General features: G+C 44.5%; 18 protein-coding genes. 14 read left to right on the top strand and 4 right to left on the bottom strand.

The window, feature by feature from the left end; genetic code table 11:
- The first annotated feature begins 44 nt into the window (after positions 1-44).
- A complete protein-coding gene (locus tag OQ289_RS19595; RefSeq protein ID WP_270088443.1) occupies positions 45-779 on the top strand; it encodes a hypothetical protein in 735 nt (244 codons plus the stop codon).
- A 914-nt stretch (positions 780-1,693) separates the two neighbouring features.
- On the opposite strand, the gene OQ289_RS19590 is transcribed toward OQ289_RS19595, so the two are convergent.
- Both OQ289_RS19590 and OQ289_RS19585 read right to left on the bottom strand, forming a co-directional pair.
- A complete protein-coding gene (locus OQ289_RS19590; RefSeq protein WP_270088442.1) occupies positions 1,694-1,945 on the bottom strand; it encodes a hypothetical protein in 252 nt (83 codons plus the stop codon).
- Between the two features lie 94 nt (positions 1,946-2,039).
- Positions 2,040-2,567 (bottom strand): hypothetical protein, encoded by a 528-nt coding sequence (locus tag OQ289_RS19585; protein ID WP_270088441.1) that lies wholly within the window; start codon positions 2,565-2,567, stop codon positions 2,040-2,042.
- A gap of 864 nt (positions 2,568-3,431) precedes the next feature.
- On the opposite strand from OQ289_RS19585, the gene OQ289_RS19580 reads away from it, so the two are divergent.
- Genes OQ289_RS19580 through OQ289_RS19570 form a run of 3 tightly spaced genes read left to right on the top strand, consistent with a single transcriptional unit; the run spans position 3,432 to position 9,913 of the window.
- On the top strand, positions 3,432-7,262 hold the full coding sequence (locus OQ289_RS19580) for a SusC/RagA family TonB-linked outer membrane protein (protein WP_270088440.1): 3,831 nt from the start codon (positions 3,432-3,434) through the stop codon (positions 7,260-7,262).
- Between the two features lie 12 nt (positions 7,263-7,274).
- Positions 7,275-8,624 carry a RagB/SusD family nutrient uptake outer membrane protein gene (locus tag OQ289_RS19575; RefSeq protein ID WP_270088439.1) on the top strand — a complete coding sequence of 450 codons (1,350 nt, stop codon included), beginning with the start codon at positions 7,275-7,277 and terminating at the stop codon, positions 8,622-8,624.
- Positions 8,625-8,656: 32 nt separating this feature from the next.
- The gene (locus tag OQ289_RS19570) at positions 8,657-9,913 is read left to right on the top strand and encodes a TlpA family protein disulfide reductase (protein ID WP_270088438.1); all 1,257 of its coding nucleotides are present in this window, start codon (positions 8,657-8,659) and stop codon (positions 9,911-9,913) included.
- Positions 9,914-10,654: 741 nt separating this feature from the next.
- Here OQ289_RS19570 and OQ289_RS19565 read toward each other — a convergent pair.
- On the bottom strand, positions 10,655-11,038 hold the full coding sequence (locus OQ289_RS19565; RefSeq protein ID WP_270088436.1) for a hypothetical protein: 384 nt from the start codon (positions 11,036-11,038) through the stop codon (positions 10,655-10,657).
- 377 nt (positions 11,039-11,415) lie between these two features.
- On the opposite strand from OQ289_RS19565, the gene OQ289_RS19560 reads away from it, so the two are divergent.
- Positions 11,416-12,408, top strand: coding sequence for a LytTR family transcriptional regulator DNA-binding domain-containing protein (locus OQ289_RS19560; protein ID WP_270088435.1), 993 nt, complete (start codon positions 11,416-11,418; stop codon positions 12,406-12,408).
- A gap of 114 nt (positions 12,409-12,522) precedes the next feature.
- Positions 12,523-12,801, top strand: coding sequence for a hypothetical protein (locus tag OQ289_RS19555; RefSeq protein WP_270088434.1), 279 nt, complete (start codon positions 12,523-12,525; stop codon positions 12,799-12,801).
- Between the two features lie 138 nt (positions 12,802-12,939).
- Here the strand turns inward: OQ289_RS19555 and OQ289_RS19550 are convergent, their stop codons facing one another.
- The gene (locus OQ289_RS19550) at positions 12,940-13,119 is read right to left on the bottom strand and encodes a hypothetical protein (RefSeq protein ID WP_270088433.1); all 180 of its coding nucleotides are present in this window, start codon (positions 13,117-13,119) and stop codon (positions 12,940-12,942) included.
- A 193-nt stretch (positions 13,120-13,312) separates the two neighbouring features.
- Between OQ289_RS19550 and OQ289_RS19545 the strand changes: the two genes are divergently transcribed.
- From OQ289_RS19545 to OQ289_RS19510, 8 genes are all read left to right on the top strand, one after another.
- Complete coding sequence (locus OQ289_RS19545; RefSeq protein WP_270088432.1) at positions 13,313-13,942, top strand: hypothetical protein; 630 nt, start codon at positions 13,313-13,315, stop codon at positions 13,940-13,942.
- Between the two features lie 23 nt (positions 13,943-13,965).
- A complete protein-coding gene (locus tag OQ289_RS19540; protein WP_270088431.1) occupies positions 13,966-14,400 on the top strand; it encodes a DUF5675 family protein in 435 nt (144 codons plus the stop codon).
- 619 nt (positions 14,401-15,019) lie between these two features.
- A complete protein-coding gene (locus tag OQ289_RS19535) occupies positions 15,020-15,235 on the top strand; it encodes a hypothetical protein (protein WP_270088430.1) in 216 nt (71 codons plus the stop codon).
- Between the two features lie 492 nt (positions 15,236-15,727).
- On the top strand, positions 15,728-15,934 hold the full coding sequence (locus OQ289_RS19530) for a hypothetical protein (RefSeq protein ID WP_270088429.1): 207 nt from the start codon (positions 15,728-15,730) through the stop codon (positions 15,932-15,934).
- Between the two features lie 340 nt (positions 15,935-16,274).
- On the top strand, positions 16,275-16,442 hold the full coding sequence (locus OQ289_RS19525; protein WP_270088428.1) for a hypothetical protein: 168 nt from the start codon (positions 16,275-16,277) through the stop codon (positions 16,440-16,442).
- Positions 16,443-16,470: 28 nt separating this feature from the next.
- On the top strand, positions 16,471-18,030 hold the full coding sequence (locus tag OQ289_RS19520) for a hypothetical protein (RefSeq protein ID WP_270088427.1): 1,560 nt from the start codon (positions 16,471-16,473) through the stop codon (positions 18,028-18,030).
- A 562-nt stretch (positions 18,031-18,592) separates the two neighbouring features.
- The gene (locus tag OQ289_RS19515; RefSeq protein WP_270088426.1) at positions 18,593-18,760 is read left to right on the top strand and encodes a hypothetical protein; all 168 of its coding nucleotides are present in this window, start codon (positions 18,593-18,595) and stop codon (positions 18,758-18,760) included.
- 10 nt (positions 18,761-18,770) lie between these two features.
- Entirely contained in the window at positions 18,771-20,825 is a 2,055-nt protein-coding gene (locus OQ289_RS19510; RefSeq protein ID WP_270088425.1) for a fimbrillin family protein, read from the top strand.
- Positions 20,826-21,125: the final 300 nt, after the last annotated feature.

Here is a 21,125-nt window from a genome sequence, read left to right as displayed (position 1 = left end):
GTAAGAAATCAAATAGAATAGAACTCACTATTAATTTGCCATTAGTGGATACATTTCGGGTCGAAATCTATCAGGCTGTCACAGGGGAAAAGCTATATAATGCAATGCTTGTAAATAAAAGAAAGATTGTATTGGATACTATTATTGATGATGCAGTCAGTATAAATGTATTTTGGCGTCGTAGCTATGTCCCGCACAGTATCTATAAAGGATTGCGTAAGCATGAAGAAACTTTTGGGGATTTTTCAGACGAATTTATGATGCAAAAGGAGGTATATATCAATACTAAGCAATCAGGGGACTTAGAAATTAGCTTGAAAGATTCACTATCCCAAGAGGAAGTCGAGCAACGGTATTATAATAATCCAGTAGACAATAATCTAATTGCTGAAAGCAAAGGTAAAGACTTCAATTTGTTTGAGATCTATAGTCATCTACTCCTTCAAAATGAAAAAGTAAAGCGACAAAAGCTTTCTGACCTGAAAGCCCAACAATATGAGTGGCTAAATAGTGGAAATCTTTCTGAGGTGAAGAAGATGGATTCATTGATCAATTCAAATACTTGGCAAACCTCAATTCAGGCAGAACTTAAAGAACAAATAAACCGACTTATCGAAGCAAATTTGAACAGTCCAGTGTCAACTTATATCGTGTTTAGAGAAGTCTATAACTCAGATAGTTTTACCGATTATAAGAATAGTTTCCTGAGATTATTTGGAGAAGCGACAAAGAATAAATACTATCGAATGCTTGATCGAAAATATATAGAAAACCAGTGAATGAGTTTGGTCACTCATTACATATAGGGACTGTATCAGTTTCATTCTTGCCCTTCCTCTTCCATCTGACTCCTTTTTCTGAAACCAATTAAGCGTAGAATTATGGATACATTACCAATTTCTAAACATAGCTATTCCAGCTCTCTTTATTGGACAGCATGTTATGCCTTGCATTCTTGATTAAGAATATTTGTTCGCCACCTGAATAGAGCAAGTATATTAATAGAAAAAGCGGACAGCAGCCTACAAGTCAGCAAGGGAAAATGCGACCTGTATACAACAAAGCACTCTTACGAATCACATTAAGGGTTGTTCTGTGGCCGCTATCCGCCACCGTCCAGCATCAAGCACCATCGAAAGACTCGCTCTTTATGGGGTACATAGACTGCATAATCGGCTATCAATTATTCTTAATCACCATAAAAATAACCTCTTTTTCTGTGTATTGCAAATAATGGGAGGCTTTAGTAGCTACGCTGGTTGATTTTGTAATTAAATCTATTATTTATTAGACGATGGACAAGGTAAGGTTGTCGATTGATTTGTCCGTATAGTTTCTATGTGCAATGTTTCGGCCCAAGAGCTGCCCGACAATCAACAGGTGGCAAATAGGACGCTGGACATCTAGGCCAGGAGGGTAGGGGGGCAGAGGGGCCTGTTTTAAATACCAAAGTTTACAAGTAGACCCCAGCAAATGCACGCGTGCCGCGTGTATTACTAACAAAATAACCACTAAAAAATTTCATAACTAATTCATTTCTATTGAGTTTGTGACTCTAGAATAATCAATGGCACTTGTTTTTTGAGGGGCCAGCTCGAGGGTGACGGTTTTTGGGGTTATGTTGATCACTTCTTGTCCGAAGACTAATGTCGTCACCGAAAGAGGAAATACAGTTGTTACTAGTGTTTTCATATTAGATTATCTCTGGTGGCGTACCGCTTTTGTCGTTCGATTCTCTAATAGCCGAAGCTATTTCTTTCAGTGCTTCGCTTTGTAGGAGGAGAGCTGCTGTATGTTCGCGTTTTGCTACTAGATAGCGATTCAACAAGATGGATAATACCTTATATAGCCCCCAAAAAATAGCCGCAAGTAAACAACAGTAGAATAATGGGACTATAATCACAAATAAATCCTGTGTGCCTATGTTCAGAAACAATAAGTTCATAATGCTTGGTTTTTATGGTTATTAGTATTGGTTTTTCTTTTTACTTTATTAGAAATGGATGAATGCTAGTTATTTAGTTTTATCATTTTTAGCTTTATTGTCTTCCATTGAAATTGATCTCTCCATAAATGTCTTTGAAAGTTTCCAACACGTCTAGCCCCAATCCTTCTGTAAAGCAGATTAATTCGACTGCTAATAGATCTTTAGTCTTTTCATTAGCAAGTCTGCTGATTTTATTTTCTGCCATTCCAATTTTGTTCTCAACTTCACTTTGTGTAAGAGTGTGCCTTTTCAAAAACCTTACTTCAACTGGTAGATGTTTAAATTCTTCTAATAGTCCCTCTTTGGGTCTATTAGGGAAAATCGCTTCTATCGCTCTTTGAAATTCAGCATCTTCCAGATTCGCCAGTTTAATCGCAATATAAACTATCCTATAAAATTCTTCTGGAGACGGCTTGGCTGTTTTTTTATTGTTTAAATCGTTCATTCTTGGCTTTTTGATGCTAGCCAAGTCTCTGACTTTTTCCTTTACTATCGGCAATCCGTTCAAATACTCCCCCAATAATGTTGGCATATTATAGTTTTTAATATGACTTTTATTTGAAAAACTTTTTAAAGTCATCTTTTATTTGTATATTTGTTTTAAATTATAGCGACACTAAGCAGGGGAATTCTCCTGTCTCAACGATGTCACTCGTTCGAAATCCGCCAGATTACCCACGAGATGACCTTGAAGTCGCCCTCATTACTGGATTTTTATATCTTTGTAGATACTCCAGTAGGGCGTCTTCCTGTCAGACTTTTGTGGGTACCTCTGTAAAGAGTAGGCTTCTGGCGGAGCCACGAGCAAAAGCATGGGAGACGCCCTGTTGGTTTTTTGCCAATTCGCTTTCCTCCAAGCTTTCAGAGTAGACATCGTTTATAACCAATTTATAGATTATGAAAAGATGTGAACTAACCACCAAAAGAACCTCCGCAGACCCGATTTACGATCGTGGTCAATGGTTCCTCTATTTACAGTTGAAAAAGAACGTCATCCGAGCGCCTGAATAAATCCGAGCTCTCGTTACAGAACATAGAAAAGGGGAAAGCTGTGCGCTTTGACGGCATCAGTGCATATACATACGACATCGGCGATTCTGTCCGCCAGGTAGCGGACAGAATGACGCTCATAGGTAGTATGTAGGGTGTAATAAAAGCAAGTTCCTTTCTTTAATTAATATGTCTGTAGAATGCCAACCTCCTGTCTTTATAGAAACAACCAGAGGTGCCCTGTCTTATCCAGTGGTCAACATACTTTTTTATTTGCATTCTAAAGTTAGATTGATTTTTCCAGTTAAGCAAGGGCGTTACATATTATTTTCTGTATTTTCTTAAAAAGGGAGGTTTGGTTTTTTTTATTTAAGTGATTAGTTATTGGTCACTGCTGATTGGTGACCGGTAGCGAATTTGGAGTACGGCTCCATAACCAATTAAACCAACTATTATGAAGCATTTTTATGCTAAGGGGAGGAGTATGCGCTGTGCTGAAGCATTTAGTTCAAGACTAAATACGTTTGTACGGTCTTCTAAAACCTTAATATCATTGTTTTTTATGTCGCTCAAGCCGCGACGGGCTGTTACCCTTTGTCTTGACACAAAGGGTAACCCCACAAGTCAAGACTGCGAAGTTATTAAACGGCAGAAATCCCGGGAGCGAAGTCCAAGCGAGGAGCCACCGCGCTCGATAAAAAATGAAGATAGGAACGTAGCCGATAGATTATCTACGATGAGCCCTTCGGGGTTGCTTCGTCAATCCTTTCCTCGCAATGACGCCAGAAGGTACGATACCGATAAGTTGACGGCTGATGACCATTCTTTTTTTCTCCAATGCCTGCACGTGTATTTTCGGGCCAAGCTCGTGATCTATATGGTATCGCTGATGGCCTATAGCCTATGGCATGTTATGAAATTAAAGTTTATGGCAGATGGCAAATGGCGGATAGCCGATGGCTTGTTGCTGCTGGCAACGATTTTGTGTTTCAATATGTTTTTCAATCACCTTAATTTTTTTGCAAAGGCATTGAAGAACATACTAGCCATTTTTATATTGGCTAGTATGTTTAGTTTATCTGCCCGGGAGCTGCCCGGCAACCAAGGGGTAGCGAAAGGGTACGTCCAGCAGCCGAGGACCGTACTCCATGGTGAAGTACGCTCGGCTGTCGATGGGCGCCCCGTCGAAGGGGCATCCATCCGGATAGGCAAGCAACAAAGCAGTAGCGATAAAGAAGGGAAATTCGCCATCGCCGTACAAGAGCAACAGGGGAGCCTCGAGGTACGCCACCTGAGCTACCAGGCCCAAAAAGTAGGCTACGGCCCTGCATCTACCCCTATCACCATCCGCCTGACACCTATCGAGAACACCATCCAAGAGGTAGAAGTGGTATCCACCGGATACCAAAAGATACCCAAGGAAAGAGCGACGGGGAGCTTCGAATTCATCGATTCTGCACTCTTCAACCGTAAGGTATCCACCGACTTCTTGAGTAGGCTAGAAGATGTGGTTCCTGGGCTATCTACCAATAAATACCGTCCGGATGCTCGAGGAGACTATATGAATACGAATATACGTGGCCTGAGCACACTACGTGGGGATAGCTGGCCGTTGATCGTGATCGATGGGGTACCTTACGAGAGCAAGCTCAACAATGTGGGGTACGGGACATTCAACAATATCAATCCCAATGATATCGAGAATGTCACCATCCTGAAAGATGCTGCCGCTTCATCGATATGGGGGGCAAGGGCAGGTAACGGCGTGATCGTCATTACGACCAAGCGGGCCAGGTTCAACGAGAAGGCCAATCTGTCGGTCAACAGTAATATCGGTATCAAGCAAAAGCCCGACCTCTACTATCTTCCCCAGATGCGGACCACGGACCACATCGATGCCATCCGCATGCTGTTCGATAAGGGGCGCTTCGATTGGGACCTGAACGATTGGACAAGCAATCCTGAGCCTATCGTCAAATTGATGGATCGACAAAGGAGGGGCCTGATCTCGGAACGGGAGCTGGATGCACGATTGGATGAGCTTCGGGGTGTCGATATGCGGGATGACTTCCTGAAATACATTTATCGCACAGGTGTCGATCGGCAGTATAGTGCGCGGCTCGACGCAGGTGGGGACAAGGTCAATACGTCGATCGGTATAGGGTACGATAAGAACCTGGAGGAGTTGGTCACCTCTACCTATAGCCGTTGGAACCTACAGTCCAATACACAGGTAAAGGCCACGAAATATCTTTTGCTCGATCTGGGCATTACCTATACCGAATCAAAGAAAGTAGATAGTTTCGAACCTGTCGGCTATAATGGATTGGGCAAGGGGATCTCCAATTGGCCATATATGCAGCTGGCCGATGGGAGCGGCATCCCACTTTTCGTTGACATTGCTGGATTTAGCGAGACGTTCCGCGATACCGTTGCAGGTGGACGCTTGATGGGGTGGGATTACATCCCATTGCGGGATATACACCAGACCCGGCAGACGCAGGTAAATAGGGACCTGATGGCCAATATCTCGGCGACCTATAGCTTTCCGTTTGGCTTGGCCATTACCGGACGCTATGCCTACCAACATAACCAAAACCCGGCTTATGATAGCTACGGTGCCGGAAGCTATGTCCAGCGCAGGAGATTGAACGATTTTGCGAGCTGGGATGCCAAGCAGGTGGTCTGGAACCTCCCGATCGGCGATTATTATGGAGAGCGCACCTGGAACAGCAAAGTCCAGCAGGGGAGGTTGGCAGGTACTTACAATGGTAGTTGGGACAGGCACGATCTGGATCTCTTTGCAGGTTTTGAGGTCCGGACCGTGGACAGGGATTTCCGGACGGTGCAGTATGATGGATTCGACCCCCAGACCGGCTCTTTCCAATCCTTGGCCCATGGTCGGGCCGTACCGGTATTGAACGGTCTTTTGGGCACTATGGCCCTGCCCGACAATAATTTTTACGATGGGAGCGTCAATCGTTACGTTTCGTATTATGCCAACGGGGCCTACTCGTATAGCAAGCGCTATATCCTGAGTGCCAGTGTGCGCAAGGATGCATCCAATCTATTCGGGGTAAAGACCAATGACAAAGGGCAGCCTTTCTGGTCCATAGGAGGGGCGTGGTTGCTCTCGAAGGAAGGTTTTATCGACGATCGGCGCTTTCCTTTACTGAAGCTCCGGGCCACATATGGGTACAATGGCAATGTAAGCACGGAAACATCGGCCTACCCCATAATCTACCTCTCGCCCAGGCCCAACACCATAACGGGCAGTAACTACGCCCAGATGAATACGCCCCCCAATCCCAGACTACGTTGGGAACGGGTCGGGAACCTCAACCTTGGTCTGGATTTTGCCCTTAAGGGAAATTTTTTGGGCGGCAGCATCGAATATTACGAAAAGAAAGCCAAAGACCTGATCGCTGCAGGGCAGATCGACCCCACGACAGGCTTCGCTTCTATGCGAACGAACTTTGCTAATCTGCATACCAAAGGTTGGGATATCTCCTTTAACGCCAAGCCCCTGTCGAGAAAAGATGGGGAATGGAATTCCAACTTGGTCTTCGCCCACTCACGGACAATGGTCACCAAGGCCTTTTTGGCGACGGATATAGCATGGTTGCTGGCCGGCGCCCAGACCGTACCGGTAGAAGGAGAGAACCTGCATAGCCTGCGGACATACAAGTGGGCAGGTCTGGATCCAGAGGATGGCACACCCAGGGGCTATTTGGACGGCGGGGTTTCTAAGGATTACTCGGCTATTACCGGGGCCAAAGTAGAGACCTTGGACAATCATGGTTCACAGGTCCCGGTATACTTTGGTTCTTGGCGCAATGGCATCCGTTACAAAAGTGTCGACGTGTCCTGGAATATATCTTACCAATTGGGGCATAAGTTTCTCCGGACATCTTTTATAAACTCGGAGTTCCTGACCCAAAGATACGGTCATACGGACTACCAACACCGCTGGCAGAAACCCGGAGATGAGCTCTGGACAGACGTCCCCGCGTTTACCTATCCCAACAACGCCACAGGGAGCGATATGTACAGGGCATCGTCCGCGTTGGTCGAGGATGCCGGGCAGATCAAGCTCAGGGATATCCAGATGGGCGTGCAGTTACCTGCTTTGGCGAGGTACGGGCTGAAAAATATGCGCATATATGCTTATCTACAAAACCTGGGGACCATCTGGCGTGCAAACAAGAACGGGATAGATCCGGAGTATGGCACATGGTATCCCGATCCGTTCATGGCCTCATTTGGTCTCAATTTTAACCTTTAACAACCAATAGTTATGAAATATTTACATGCATTCGGCATAGCTATGCTAGTACTGGCCAGCTCATGTGCCGATTTTTTGGATAAGAAGCCCGATATCAAACTGGTCGTCCCCAAGACATTGGCAGATGCAGACCTACTGCTCAACGATTATGGTACGATGAACGGTAACTATCCTGTGTTCGGAGAGATCGGGACCGATGATTATTACCTGACCGAGCAGCGTTGGGGAGGTGTATCGAACTATGAGCAACGGATGGCCTATATCTGGGCGGACGAACCCTATATGGATATCCTGCAATGGCAACGCCCCTATAAAGTAGTATACATAGCCAATCAGGTATTGGATATCTTGCGAAAACTGCAGGATAACAGTGAGGGATATAGGCGTGTGCGGGGTACCGCTCATTTTTACCGTGCATTCGCATTCCATCAACTTACCGAAATCTATTCACCGGCCTACAGCGCCACTACTGCAGGGCATGAGCTAGGTATACCGCTGCGCTTGACACCTGAGGTGGATGGAAAATCGGTGCGCGCATCGCTCGAAGATACCTACGAGCGTATCGTTGCAGACCTTGGGGTAGCCGTGGCCGACCTTCCAGTGGTGGAGGTGGTCAGAGGACGTCCGCATAAGGCCAGTGCTTATGCCGCATTGGCACGGGTTTATTTGGATAAGGGAGATTTCGAGCAGGCGTACCGCTATGCGGATTCATGCTTGGTGTTACGACCGGAATTGTTGGATTTTAATAATCTCTCGGTCACGGCCAATTTTCCCATGACGAGGTTCAACGTGGAGGTGCTGTTTCCGGCATTGGCTACCGGCGCGGCTCCGATGGGAGCAGCGGTGGCCTTGATGGACACCCTGCTATATGCTTCCTATTCAAATGACGACCTGCGCAAGAAAGCCTTTTTCAGGCCCAACAATAATCCCCTGAACACGCAATACTACAAAGGGAGCTACGACCAGAGCAATACCCTGTTCTTTGGTATCACGACAAGTGAAGTATATCTCATCAAAGCAGAGACCGCATGTAGGATAGGTAAGTTGGGAGAAGCCAAAGATGCCATCGATAAGTTGCTCCGCTCACGTTGGGACAAGGATGCGGTGTACGCACCCATCTCCGAGCTTGATGGGGAGCAACTGCTACGGTCCATATTGGACGAACGGCGGAAAGAACTGGTATTTCGGGGAAGGAGATGGGCAGACCTGAAACGGTTGAACCTGGAGCCCCGTTTCCAGACCACCTTAAAACGTACGATAGGAGATAAAACCTACACATTGGCACCCAATGACCTCCGCTATGCTTACCGGATATCAGAAACCGTATTGGAGTTGAGTGGGATCCAACAGAATAAAAGATAATCGATTTTTTAGAAAGTATTAAAATGAAGGATATGAGAAGTTTTAAGATAGTTGCAGTTGTTTTATTTGCATTGGGTCATTTGACCTCGATCGCCCAACAGCCAAAGATCCCCGACCTGTCCCAACGACTGATGGTGGGGGATGCTTTCGTCCCTCCGGCATCGGTGCTACTGATGCGGGGTACGGATAGCAAGATCGATTGGAAGGCCTTGGAAGACAAGGTGGTCCTGTTGGATCTGTTCGAGACCACGTGCGGCACGTGCATACAGATCATGCCGCATCTACAAGAATTGGAAAAGAAGCACAGCGATATCTTTAAAGTGCTCGTCGTTACGCCCCAGGACAAGCAGACAATGACCGACTTTTTTAATAAGAACAAGTACTTGGAGGAGCATCAGGTCAACCTACCCGTCATCTATAGTGATACCTATATACGAAAGCTATTTCCGTATAAGAGTATTCCCCAAGCGATACTGCTATACAGGGGCAAAGTCCAGGCCATTACTTCATCGGGATTTGTCAATAGTGATAATATCCTCAGCTTATATCGAGAGGGAGCGATAAACCTACCGTTGAAAGATGATTTTGGCAGAGGGGACCTTGCGGCCGCGATCAGGGTAGATCGAGGTGGAGTAAAAGCAGGTGTTATTTTCTCCGGTTATCAGGATGGGGTAGATTATCAACCTTGGAGATTTGAACAGGATAGCTTGACTGGCCTGTACAAGAGTTCGCTATATAATGCCAGCATGTACGGTACGCTATTGAGCCTGTCTTCCAAAGCAAAGATGTTGGATCCCTTGTTTTTTCCAAGGATGGACCGCGTAGTCTGGAAGGTCGCAGACTCTACCCGGTATGAGAATTTTGGCAGTCCTGCCGATGTCTGGCTGATAGACCATGCGATATCCTATGAACGCTATGATCGGAAAGGACGCCCAGATTCTATACAGGCACGTATCGTTATGGACGACTTTGAGCGATTGTACGGCGTGAGGGTGTATATAGGGAGCAAAGCAATGCCTTGTCTGGTCCTCGGGCCAGTTGAGGCCATACCTTTTGATAAAAAGGGTACAGAGGTAATGACCTATAAAGGAACCACGGCTTTATCCATCTTCTTGGATTATGGCGGCAAATTTCCGCCAGCGATAGACGAGGCAAAGAAGGAGGGTATGATACGATTGGAACCGTATGGCACCTTGGAAGAGCTGAATCGACAGTTGGCCGCCTACGGTATCAAAGGGGAGATAAAAGAACGGGATGTCGATGTCCTTGTCATCGAAGAGGTAGACTAAGGGACCAGCAAAAGGGTATGGCACATGACCATACCCTTGATACTCATTCCATCGGCATTCATGCCTAACCTAGCTTAACGGGCCTTAAGTAACACGTTGCCGGTATTTGTTTGATTTTGCAGGGCTTGCGCCATCTCAAGAGCAATATCAACATCCAAAACAGGTTCTGGGCTTCCGCTATTGTCGTCTGCCTGGATCGCACAGAGCTGCTGTGTAGGGGTTCCACAATTTGATGGTGCTGACGAACCATGCTTTGTGAAACTCGACGGTGATGCCGGATTTGAACCTGTATATCTAAACCATTGTAGTGCCATAATCGTAATAATTAGGTAACTTAGATTTATGAATCGATCACAATGCTAGTATCTGTCTTGGTCAGATGATCGGATACTGCATTGGCCCCGGCCCTCACTTAGAGGGCCTTTTGGTTCTTGGCGGTGGGACTCCTTATTTGCCAGACCATTCTTCCCCGTACCGCCTCACGGGGAATAGGGCAAACTTGCGTCGATAACGCTTTATCAGCAAGCTCGATGCCAAGGCCACAAAGATCGTACTGCCACCCCGGGACATCCACCTGCCCCAAAAAGGGAAGCGGCCCGACGGTAATAATCCGTAATGGTAGCCGATAAGATAGGGTGGTGACCACCGGGGTAGCTTACTCCATGTGTTGCCTTGTCCATGCATGTGCCAGCGCCATTGTCGACCGATGGGTATAGTATATTGTGGGAGCTGCATAGGAAGCTATCCAATGATATACACCAATTCGCCCTCGCCCAAAGGTGCATTGGGTCCTGTAGTCTGGACACCGATAGGATTGTGGTTCTTGCCGCGCTTGGCACCTAACTGGGAGATGTCGGGATGGATCGCACGTCGCTCCAATCGGAAAGGCAAGCGTAGGCTAAGGGTCACCGCAAGTTGATTGCCCAATACAAAGAGGGTATGGGCATTGAAGCCCTGGAGGCAACCGAGGTCTTGGCCATGGATATCAAAATAGGTGACGATCCAGAGCTTGAGGTCCTGCTGTACCGCATATACCTCTGCCCAGAGTGCATCATCCGATAGACCGTAGAAATAAGTGTTGGCGTCTTGCACACCTGCGGTAGTAAATGGAAATCTTTTCATCATCGATATAGTTTTAAGGGTGAAAAAATCAATGGACGGCCTACCCGCCATTGCTTGTTCTGTGGTTTCGTCCTTACAAATCTCTATAGCTTTTTCCGATAAATAGGTGCCGTGAAGGGCATTTTCGCAGTGAACTGACCCTTTTTCTCAGTGAACTGACACCTTTGGTTATTTGTGTCCGGTTTTTTTTTGTTAGCGAGGGACGGAAGAGATATTTTTTGTACGGTCAGGGGAGGGCGATCGGCGAGAAAATGGTCTTGGGGTTGTTACTGAAATATTAATAAAAGTGCTTATATTTTCAATATTTGTAATAATTGTGCTTATTATATTGTTTTTCATTATCTTAAAGGCTCTATAGTTAAATGCTAAGTATCAACTGTATGAGACCAATTTATCTAAACACATCGTGGAAGGGTATTATTTCATTGGTGGGGGGACTATTTTTGATTTTCGCTGCAGAGGAGGATTACCCATGGGATATCGTATTTGATGACGATTTCTTTCTGAACTATTTTGGGGCAGTACTTTCGATATTCCTCGTATTGAAGGTACAGCATGTGACGATACGTCGGGTAGATCGATTGTACCCTTTCAAGAGGAGATCTCGTAGCTATTTTGTACGTCGATATGCTGTACAGGGATTGATGAGCGCATTGCCTACTTTTTTAGTGGCATTTGGCTTTGCCTGGATACTGATCGTACTGGTGCAGGGACAACGGATACAGGAGACTTCCTACTTCAAGTTCGATATCTATGTGGTGGTCGCGTGCTTATTGTTCCTGCAGATCATATTGGCTTTTATCCACTATGCTTGGACAAAGGACCAATTTGAGGAGGTAATGCTGGTAGAGGAGTACAGCGTAGTGCGGTATAGGACGGATAGCCGAAAAGGGGAAATCCGAGACTTGCCGCACTACAAGGCCATCATAGGACTACTGGCACATGCGGAACGTGAAGGTGTAGGAGATGTCGATGGACCAGAAGGGGGGACTATGGCCCAAGAGGGGGGAGAACCCACACTGCTCTTGCTGGGTACGAGCAGAAGGCACACCACGTACACAAAGCTGGTGGGCAAACTGCCTTGGCCTGATATTGCCTACTTATTTTCCGCGAAGGAATCTACCTATTATGTGACCTGGAACGGTGATTCGCACATGACGGACTGTTCGCTCAATTTTCTGAAAAATTATATGGATAGGGATGCCTTTTGTAAAGTGGGGCGGCGCTTGATCGTGCACCGAGCGGCGGTAGTGGGTGTAAAGCGAACGGGAAGGGGGCAGGTGTGCCTGAGGTTAAAACCAGCCGGGGATGTAGATACACACCTGAGCCGCGAGATGACCCGGACATTCAAAAAGTGGTATATACTGGATTAAGATACCGGGGCGGATCGTGCAGGGCCTGTAATGATGATAGATGATAAGTTATTGGGGAGCGGATACCAATGAGATTGGATAACAGGATTTGAATACCCTATAAATACCCTTATTATGAACAATTCATTTCAACTGCTCCTTCAGCTCTTGAAGGACATATATATCGTATTGCTGGCGATCGAGGCATCAGGAGAACGGCATGCGGCGGTCCGACCGAAGCCATTATTGAACAAATTGGAGGTAATTGCACGCCTACGGATATCAGATACGACGTATCGCCGATATGTCAAAAAGGGGATCCTCACCCCAATGACGTTGCACGGTATCGATATGTACTACGAGCAGGATATAGAAGAGGCGCTCCAAGAAAGCAAGCGCAAAGGACGTCTATAGGCGACCGAACTGCTGGATATTGGACATGTACAGGTGGTTTTTGCAAGGGGGCCGAGGGCGATCGTGCCTGTACATGCTCTTCTGATCTGCTGACAGTTCAGGGAAACGGGGAGGATAGTATTTGTTGTCCCTTGTCTGCTACATATTTGTAGGGATACTTCTTAGATTTTTCTTATTTGGAGGTGTATGTGCCTGCTCCATTAGGGGTAGTGCCTTGATATTTTCTGTCTGTAGGGATGCAGATAGAGCAAGTGCCCCTATATGTGGTCCGGCTATGGAGAGTCGGGGTGGTGGAGCACATACAAGATGCTGCTGCATGCGTACGATAGCAACGTGAAGGTGTGCAAAATGACGGTCTTTCGGCCCAAATGGCGCCAATAACGTCCAAATGTGTCCTTATATGTCCATAAATTGCTCATTTTTTAAGGGTGGGGTATGTTTGTGCTGTTCGGTTAAAGATAGGTTTTGGGAGCATGACCTACCAGACCGAGATACTTCAAAATATATCAATATGGCAACAAAAGCAAAAGCGCTTATCGGATTTGCACGGATGAAGGACGATGAGCTAATGGTAGCGGCGACGACAATAATCGGCGCAATGACGACCAACCCACATTTTACAACGCCAACACCGGCCTTGGATGATGTACAGGGTCTACTGGACGATTTTACAGCAAAACTAGCGGCTGCGCGCAAACGAGGGTCGCCAGAGGATACGGCAATAAAGGATGAAAGCAAGGAGCCGCTTACATTGGCCTTGCAACAGCTGGCATACTACGTCAACTCCGTGGCCCAAGGAAAGCTGTCGGTATTGCTGAGCTCGGGATTTGCGACGACAGCACCAGCAACCGCAAGCTTGGTACCGCTTCCTGTACAAGGGTTGAAAGCCTCTGACGGCAGGCAGTCTGGGCAGGTACGGATAGATTTCTTGGCGCAGAAGCGAGTGCTACTCTACGAATATAGCTACCGTAAAGTGACGGTGCCAACCCAGGCTTGGGGCGAACGTATGGTGACGACATCCTCCCGGGGGAATATCATCGCACCACTGGAAGTAGGAGAATGGTATGAGTTTAGGGTAAGGGCGGTGAATACACAAGGGCCGGGAGACTGGAGCCAAATGGCGACTATTTTGGTGAGGTAAGAAGGGAGGAGGTAGTCGTTCTTTTGTCGATAACTACTAACATCAAAAAAATGAACAACAAACATATCCTGATACTCCGGCGGAAGTACGGAGCGGAAGGAACCAACGGAACAATCTATTACGCTGGTGAGCTAATATGCCATACCATCGAGCTGCCAGATAAAAACAACGAGAAGAAAGCGAGTTGCATACCCAAGGGAACGTACAGGCTGAGGAGGTATCACTCCCTAAAATATCCGAACGAAATCGGCATATCGGGAGTGCCAAACAGATCGGGTATCCTCTTCCATACTGCGAACTATGCAAAGGGAGAATTGCAAGGGTGTATCGCGCCTCTGATGACGCTTACGGGTGACGGGCGAGGAGATAATAGTGCGCTTGCACTTGCGAAGCTAAAGGCACTGGTGTACTCGCTGTGGGATCAAGGGGGAGAGGTGTTTGTGTTGATTAAGGGGTGATTTTTTATGCGCCTCTGTCGCCGGCGTGGCGATTCTGGTTTCTTATTGTGGCTCAATCGCCGGCGTGGCGTGTATGATTGTGATATTGTCCTCATCGGCGGACGGCCTCTTTAGTTATCCATGAATGAGTTGAATTCTAAGGAATGGATGATTGCTGGACAATTTTGTCTTGATACAAAAGGAACCCAAAAATCAAGGCTTGGCTGCTCGGCTAAATTGTCTTCGGATTGCCCACAATCGGACAAACTCTCCGCCAGTGGGCGGATCAGACAAGTCCGACTGCAACCGGAAATCCTCGACAATTCTTAACGTCTGCGCAGCCTAGGCCGTGTTTGGGGATAATGCAGGATGGGTGTGTAGTCGAAATGCTATATCGCCCTTGGGAATAGTGCCAAGAGCAGGGGGGCAATCACATACATATGCGCTAATGTCGCCTACAGAATTTTGCGGGAGGTAAGTAACGTAAATCCTTTGTAGCAAAAATTCTAAGCGACGAGTTTTTTTGCTTCCTTTTTTTGCGGAAAAAAAAGGAAGAGCCAGCACGACTCGAGTGCATAAAAAATAAAAAACCTAATTCGCAGACCTCCATACTAAATACTAATATCTAAGTACTAAAAAAATGAACATACTCAGGAAAATCAGACAAGGATTGCGAGATGCAGCTCAAATCATAATCATCGCACCGGTTAAGTTGCCAGTAAAAGTTGTGGCTGTAGCGCGCTATGTAGCGTTGGTTATCGGTCTCCTAGAAGCGTTGGATTCAGAAAAAGAAGCAGATGGAGTAAAACGTGAAGATAAAGGACAAGCGGAGGAGGGTCGAGATGAAACTCAATGAGATTCGCATCGGGACTTTGGGTGGTACATTTTGCTCCATATACGTCAATTTATCCATCGGAGACATCCTTCATACAATTGTGATGAGCAGCTTAGGTGCTGCGATAAGTTTCGTGGTGAGCTATCTGCTAGCCAAGTATCTACGTAAATGACGACGTCTATACAAATGAACGTTAATCATTGTTTATTAGAAAAAGCGTGTCTACACAGGAGTAGGCGCGCTTTGCTTCAATACTAGGATAGAATTCCAAAAACATAATCCGAAAAGGATGGATAAAGCTGATGGTATAGAGGATCTTAAGAACCATCGTTATATCTATCAAAAAAAATTTAAATAATCGTTTTTTTTCAGGACAATTGAATCCATTGGTCGTATTACCAATAGTGGGTGTTACGGATATTGTTTTTCAACGTCAATTTTGTTGGCATTTCATTGTACTAGCGAATGTCGATACTCGAAATGCTCATAAAATTTTTAGTAGATGAAATAATAATGGAGAAAAGCAGATTGAAGCAGTATTCAGGCATTCGATACCCCAAAGAAGTAAAGGAAAAAGTGGTACATGCAATCGTGACTGGTGAATTGTTACTGGTTGAAGCTATGGAAAAATATAATGTTCCAATTAGGGCAACAGTGGTCGCGTGGTTGAAAAAGTATTGTCGTGAGCAAGAAAAGTTAGCACGAATGAAGAAGAAGTAATTTTCACGTAACGATGCAACTTTGATATATTTGATATATATGAATGATGTTGACGTGCAGCTTGGACATATCAGTGAGCAATCTCTCAACTTAATAGGGCTTTTTCTTGCCGTTACCTTTATCTAAGATCCCCGAAATTGACGCTTATAGTTTTAGTATTGCCCGTGCTTCAATTTTGTCCCTCCAAACTATAATTCCTTGTATATCCTCTTTTTCTATTTTCCTCTTTTAAGAGCATCCCTTTCAAAAAAAGTTTCTTCTACAAAAATATAGACTTATTTCGGGACAATTCCGAAAGTTAACCGTATTAACAAATACATGACTATTTAATAAGTAAAAAATGAAAAAGAGAAATTACGTACCTCCAGTTATCGAAGTCTGCTTTATCGAAACTGAAGAGGGGATTGCCGCAGGCTCTGTGGTGTCTATAGGGGGGACAGACAATCTGGGACAACCCGATATTTTTGATCAGGAGGTAGAAGAAAAAAAATATGACCTCGAATTTTAAACCAACACAAAATTTAAAGTATACTATTATGGTAAATCACATATTATCTCGTCATGTTACTATGACGGTTATTGTATTCACTTTATTCTTTTCGGGCTGTACAAAGGAGGGCAATAAGACAGGGAATCGTCTTCCCACTGAGGTGGAAATCAACGTAGGCGGAATCGCAGACCAACCCTTACAAAATTTTGTGAGTACTAGAGTTCAGCAGAGCTCAATAGTGCCGATGAAATCGGGAAGCACAACATCAGCAATACAAGAAGAAGATTTTGATGAGTTTTCATGGAGTCTATCCCCAGATGTAGCATCAACACAGCTCCATGCTAGTAGTCTTAAGTTAAAGGGGGCGGCAGCTACAAAAACTAAAATGGGCATTGGTAAGAAATTCAGAATACTATTTTATGAAGTCGCTAATGCAAATGAGATTTTTAGGGAATCTGTAGAGATCACGGTAGCTAGTCAACGATATCTCCATACACTTGCTGCTGGCGTAACTTACAAGTGGTACGCTTATTCCTATGACGATACCCAAAGTATTCCTTTGCCTTCAAATTTAAATTCACCTGATATTGAATCCAGAACAGATGCCCCTTTGCTGTATGATCAAGGAACAATCACTGTAGGTGCCGTAGCTGACCCTAGGATAGATATTGAATTTGATCATCAAATTGCTAAAGTTGAGGTCAAGGTGGATGGGCTCCAGGTTTTTGCAAACAGTTTTGTGACCCTTGCAGCTAGGTTCAATAATCTTCCATTGGTGACTAAAAATTTCAGTTTGAAGCAAGGAACTTTAGCAAGCACAGCCCTTACCACAACAAACTTTAATGGAGTACTCAATTTCGTTGACGATGGCTCGACAGCTGTAAAAAAATCAACCAATGTGGTCTATACAGCAGTACTCACTAGTATGCCGATATTATTCACCGGTATTACCATTAAAAAATCTGGAACGGATGTGGTTTTAGTCGATCCTGGAACTCCTCGCAATGCGATAGTCAGTGGATTCTCAACGGATCCTAAATTTATTAAAAGAGCTGCGGTCGATTTGAAATATAAAGGTGGGGTGATCGGAACCAATGAATGGTCGCAGGGTATACTATATTATGATGCTTCGGATCCGGCTAATCCCTACAAAATCTCTGAACCATTTAATGACGAAACAGAACACCCATGTAATTATTATTGGAATTGGAATACTTTAACGCCACGGAGTGTAACTGGTCAATCTGTTTTCAATACCGGAGATCCATGCTCAAAAGTGTATCCTCTAGGATCGTGGAGAACACCTAATAATGCTGATTATATGTCTTTGGGTTCTGCACATCTCAATTCTCCAAAAAATGGCGCGATATATTATGAGGCAGCGAATGGCGAAGTAGTCCGTTTTCATCAGGGGGGATGGATTTCTGGTTCCGGTTGTAATGTGTCTAATCTTTCGGATGGAATGTACTGGTCTATTCTGGCCGAAAGTGCAAACCGTGGGTATACTTTAGAAATAGATGGAGATGCTCAAGGAGTAAATGGGGTAACAGATTACGCTAAAAATATCGGCATGTGCATAAAGTGTATCAGATCAGTTACTCCATAATATTTTTGGCGATACAAAAATATTAATGTAAATCATCTTTCTGAAAATTGGTTCGCTTATTAAAATTGCGGTACATTGATTTACATTCTTGTAAGGCGTTGTATTTTAAAGATGACGGAAAATTACTGTTGACAGCAAAATAAAAGCAAGCTAATCTAGACAGCCTGAAATCAATATCCCATATTGAGGTTGGAAGCCTTTAGTACCACAGGCAATGCGGTAGGTGTAAAATATCCGGGGGCGTGAAAGTTTAATGAAGAAAGCCACCTCTGGGCTTCTACAGGACTAGCACATGTATATGGCATAAGCTGGGACACAATCGTGATTCCAATTGACTTACTCACAAGTATCAATGGACGCTCACAAGGGTTTGCTGTCTTGCTTCAAAAGTTAAAGGAGTAGCATGTTATTATAATCCTATCGCAAGGATTAGCTAAAACTAATTATTAAAAGGTTGGGACAATCGTTTTAGAAAATCGTATACTCTTATATGATAGAGTGCTAGTGCTAAAAGATAGAAGGATGTCAAACATTAACAATTAAAACAATTAAAACAAGTAAAATGGAAAAAAAGAAAAAGTACGTGCCACCTAAAATCGAACTAGCAATTATAGAGCTAGAGAGTTCGGTGGCGGCTGCTTCAGCTCAAATTGTGCTCGAAAAGAATGGCGTAACACCACAAATCGAAGATTGGGAGGAAAAGAAGGATGAAAAATTTTGGGATTTTTAATCAAGTAGTCATGAATAGAAATATTATAAATCCTAAAAGGATATTTGGTAGGCTGTCGAACCCGATTGCTATCATTTTGTTAATTTTGGTGGTCACAGGCTGTAAGAAGGATATAAGTGAACAGCCAGGATATGGAGAAGGAGCTAAAATAGTTATTAAGGTGGAAGGTGTTACTGGAGATGTATTAATTGAAAAGTTAGGCAGTGTAGATGGTAAATTGGCTACTAAATCGTCTTCTGTGCTAGGGGGCTCTTCAAGGAGGAGTACACCGATAAATGCAAATGAGAGCGGTTTTGGATTTGAATTTATATCTGAGCAAGGTCCGATTGCTTCTTCCCCATCGCCTTCAACCGAAAAATTAGCGAGTGTGGGGCCATCTTTTAGATCGAGTACAGGCATGACGCCCAACTTTACATATCGCATTCTTATCTACGATAAATCGACAGGAGTGTTGTCGCAGACAATTGAGGCAAAGGCAGGTACGGAAGTCAAATTGGATGCAACAAAAGGAAAAACATATACATGGTATGCGTATTCTTACAATAACACGGAGACCATCAATGCTCCTACTAATACAGCTACTCCTACGGTCGATGCTCCGGTAAATAAAGACCTGCTTTATGCTTCCGGTGAGATTGCTATACCTGTCACTACACCAGGCCAATATCATGAATATCCGCTGGCCATTACTTTTAAACATAAGATGGCTCAGGTACGTGTACGTATAGATGGAACGATGCTGGGGAGATACGCGGATATTAATACGCTTAAAGCAAGCTTTACCAACATAATGGTCATCAAAAGTGGAACTTTTGATATCAAGAACAATACAATGGACAATTTTCAGGATGTTGTTCTTACCGATATTTTTAATTCTACAACGCCCAATCCAACAAATGTCTGGGAGGCAGACTATTATACAGCAGATCCATCTAATCTAACATCGTATAAGGTAAAGATAACAGATCTGACCGTCACTTTTAGAAATGTGGATCCCAGTGTGGCGACAGTGAATATCACTACTTTTACCAATTCCTCGATTCCCGTGGCTCCAAATATCGAAGATACTTTTAATTTCTCCTCACCAATAATAGGACAACGGCTTACGGGGGTGTCTCATTTGTCTTATACCCCGTCTTCTAAAAGAATACTTCACGTTTCGAGTGACGCTACATATGGCTATTCGCTACAGAGAGGAGCTGGTTGGCAAATGGTTAATGATACCAGAAATTTCGGTACACTACCAACTAGTTTGGTCCGGATGCAGCCCTGGGCTGCTGGGCAGGGCGTATGGATTGGTGGAAATACAACCGATGATAAAGCTAACTGGCTGAACGCGACAGCATCCGTAGCTGGCTCAAATGCAATTATTGCAAAACTAACAGCAACAGATGTAAATCAACGCCCCGATATAATTATATTCGGCTATGATCAATATTACATGTCTCCGGCGCTTCAAGACGAACTCGTTAGTTTCTTAAATAGGGGGGGCGTATTCATCATGATGAATGAATTTCTTCCAACCGCACATGTTCCGTCTTTCCTCAATAAGCTGTTTGGTACGGGTACCGCTATAGATGTAAGATCTCTAACAGGTGCAGGGTCGATGTATCCACTGCTGAATGTTGACGATCGTGTCCTAAATGGTCCTTTTGGTGATGCTCGAAGCAAGCTTTGGGGGGAAGATGCTTCTACTTCTGTAGGAGTTACCGGCTTACCAGTCAATGATGTAGTTATCTATTCTTACGGTCAGGCTATCAATAGGCCACTTAATTCTACGAATGCTGCTGCTGTTTCTATGTTTAGACATAAAACCAAAAACTTCTTTTATTTGGGAGACGGTGGATTGGTATCTTATGATGGAGGAACATCTTCTACCATTTGTCCATTTGCTTTCGATGCTAGCACTGGAAGACCGCTTTCTAAGCCTTACGGTAATGCAGGTAATGGGTATGCAGATAAAAGTCAAAATGCATACAATGGCATTATCGCGGGTAATATCATGTTGTGGGCTGCTGAGCTTGCTGAATTTAAGGGTACGAAAAAGTGGAGGTACGCTCCATAGAAAAATCGTTTTAAATAGGAACGCTTTTAAGTACTAAAAATCATTTTTAGATATAGGCTGTACGATTTTTGTACAGCCTTTTTTTCTGAAAGGGTATATTTTATGGACAAACGTATGTTTTTATGCAATCAATGCGCTCACTTCGTTCTGTTCACTGGCCATCAAGCATTTTTTTCATGAAGCTGTTCTTTATTATGGGCATTTATGAACTCACCTTATATAGTCGAGTTTGGTTCACCTCCGCTGGTAATACGCCCGTTAGCGAATCCTGAAGGTTTTATTTGGACTAGCTGTTTTTCT

The organism is Sphingobacterium sp. SYP-B4668 (assembly GCF_027627455.1).
In the GTDB taxonomy this organism is placed as follows: domain Bacteria; phylum Bacteroidota; class Bacteroidia; order Sphingobacteriales; family Sphingobacteriaceae; genus Sphingobacterium.
This window is presented reverse-complemented; position numbering and strand designations above follow the sequence as displayed.